This is a genomic window from Streptomyces sp. SID14478, from assembly GCF_010548525.1.
Lineage (GTDB): Bacteria > Actinomycetota > Actinomycetes > Streptomycetales > Streptomycetaceae > Streptomyces.
Genome location: NZ_JAAGMG010001249.1, coordinates 1 through 2,738, shown reverse-complemented (window position 1 = coordinate 2,738; position 2,738 = coordinate 1). Strand labels below are relative to the sequence as shown.

Annotated in this window: 1 protein-coding gene and 1 pseudogene; both read right to left on the bottom strand. The window is 73.8% G+C overall.

From position 1 onward, the window contains the following. Positions 1-833: pseudogene (locus tag G3I40_RS39945) on the bottom strand (hypothetical protein); the annotation flags it as partial. After that, positions 830-2,738, bottom strand: a 1,909-nt coding sequence (locus G3I40_RS39940) for a DEAD/DEAH box helicase (RefSeq protein ID WP_164559718.1), incomplete at its 5' end; no start/stop codon positions are given. The pseudogene G3I40_RS39945 and the gene G3I40_RS39940, both read right to left, overlap by 4 nt.

Genomic DNA, 2,738 nt, shown 5'->3' with positions numbered 1-2,738 from the left:
GGGTACGAGGGCGGGCGCTCCGGGTGGGCGGGGGCGGGGAACTCCGGGGGCAGTTGCGGGAGTACGGCCGGGCGCGCGAGGGCGTCTCGCGCGGGGACCGAGTCCAGGGCGGGCGCCGCGGCGGTGTGCTGCTCCTGCGCCGTGTGCGTGGCGTTGCGCCGCGTGAGGTCGCCGAGGAGCTCCTGTTCGCCGCGGCCGCGCAGCAGGAACAGGACGAACGGGTCCTCGTCGATGATCCGGGCCACTTGGTAGCAGAGCGCCGCGGCGTGCTTGCAGGGGTGGGCCCGGGCGTGTGCCGCAGGTCCCTTCGTCCGTCCGGCGGGCGAGGCGGGACCGGGGTCCGGGCAGGTGCACTCGGGCGTCAGGTCGTCGACCGTCGGCAGCAGGTCGACGGCGGCCGCGAGCGCGTGCGGCACGTCCTTGTCGAGCAGGGACGCCATGTGGTCGGGGCGGGCCGCGGCCGTCTCGGCGAAGCGGGTCCACTCCTCTTCCGACAGTGTGCGCAGGCGCAGTTCGGCCCGGTAGGGGCGGGGGCGCGAGCCGTGGACGTACGCGACGACGCGGCCGGGGGTGACGGTGATCGCGTCGACGTGGCCGCGATCGGCGTAGGTGCGGCCGCGGGCGAGGCGGGCCGGGTCGAGGGCGGTGTCCTCCAGGGCGTCCACCCAGGCGTTCCCCCACCAGGTCAGCGCGGAGTCGCTGCCGGGCTGCGCGCGGGGCGGCAGCGGCGGAAACGTGCGGCGGGTGTCCAGGTGCCGGGCCTGCGCCTGCTCGTCGGCGCCGGCCCGGCCCGGAACGTGGGCCGCGTGCCGTCCCGTACGGGCGGGGCTCATGACGGCGCTCCCCTCAGCGAGACCAGGTCCGTCAGCTCCCGGTCGGTGAGCTCGGTGAGGGCGGCCTCGCCGGAGCCGAGGACCGCGTCGGCCAACGCCCGCTTCGCCACCAACAGTTCGGCGATCTTGTCCTCGACGGTGCCCTCGGTGATGAGGCGGTGCACCTGGACGGGCTGGGTCTGGCCGATGCGGTAGGCGCGGTCGGTGGCCTGTTCCTCGACCGCCGGGTTCCACCAGCGGTCGAAGTGGATCACGTGACCCGCGCGCGTGAGGTTGAGGCCGGTGCCCGCCGCCTTCAGGGAGAGCAGGAAGACGGGCACGTCGCCGGACTGGAAGCGGTCCACCATGCGCTCGCGCTCGGCGACCGGGGTGCCGCCGTGCAGCAGTTGGTGGGGGATGGCGCGGGTCGCCAGGTGGGTGGCGAGGAGCTTGGCCATCGACACGTACTGGGTGAAGACGAGGACCGCGTTGCCCTCACGGCGCCCGCCGCCGCCCTCCCGGGGAAGTCGCTCCGCCCCTTCGTAGATCTCGGCGAGGATCGTGTCCAACAGCTCGTCCAGGAGGTCGAGTTTGCCGGAGCGGCCGACGAGACGGGGGCGTGACTCCTCGCCCTCCTTCAGGTACTGCGCCGGGTGGTTGCAGATCTGCTTGAGGGAGGTGAGCAGCTTCATGATCAGGCCGCGTCGGCCGATCCCCTCGGCCTCCTCGATCTGCGCCATCGATTCGCGCACCACGGCCTCGTACAGCGACGCCTGTTCCCTGGTGAGGGGCGCCGGGTGGTCGGACTCGGTCTTGGGCGGCAGCTCGGGCACGATGCCGGGGTCGGACTTCTTGCGGCGCAGGATGAAGGGGCGTACGAGGCGGGAGAGGCGCTCGATCGCTTCCGGGTTCTCCAGCGGGCCCTCGCCCTCGACGGCGCGCGCGTGCCGGGCGCGGAACGCCTTCAGCGGGCCGAGCAGACCGGGCGTCGTCCAGTCGAGCAGGGCCCAGAGCTCGGACAGGTTGTTCTCCACCGGGGTGCCGGTGAGCGCCACGCGCGCGGGGGCGTCGATCGTGCGCAGGGCCTTCGCCGTGGCCGAGTTCGGATTCTTGGCGTGCTGGGCCTCGTCGGCGACGACCATGCCCCAGGTGTGGCCCGCGAGTTCGGCGGCGCGGGTGCGCAGGGTGCCGTACGTGGTCAGGACGAAGCCGCCGTCGGTCTCGTGCAGTGTGCGGTCGGCGCCGTGGAAGCGGCGTACGGGGACGCCGGGCGCGAACCTCTCGATCTCCCGCTGCCAGTTGCCGAGCAGGGAGGCGGGGCAGACGACGAGCGTGGGCGCGGGGCGGTTCCTGCGCAGGTGCAGGGCGATGAGGGTGACCGTCTTGCCGAGGCCCATGTCGTCGGCGAGGCAGCCGCCGAGTCCGAGGGAGGTCATGAGGTCGAGCCAGGCCAGGCCGCGCAGTTGGTAGTCGCGCAGCGTGGCCCTGAGGGCGGCGGGCTGCTCGACGGTGCCGATGCCCTGGGTGAGCCTGTCCCGGAGCTCGGCGAGCCGCCCCGTGGGCACGACGGCGACCTTCTCGCCGTCGACCTCGGCCTCTCCGGTGAGGGCCACGGCCAGCGCGTCCACGGGCTCCAGAAGGCCCAGCTCCCGCTTGCGCGCCTTGCGGACGAGGTCGGGGTCGACGACGACCCACTGGTCGCGCAGCCGGACCACCGCGCGGTGCGACTCGGCGAGCCGGTCCATCTCGCGCTCGGTGAGCGGGTCGCCGTCGAGCGCCAACTGCCAGTTGAACTTGAGCAGTTCGTCGCTGTCGAAGAACGTCGTGCCGTCCGTGGCCGAGCCGGGCGCGGCCTGTGCCCGCACCACGGCCGTCGCGGTGAGCGAGCGGGCCAGCTCCCGCGGCCAGTGCACGGTGACGCCGGCC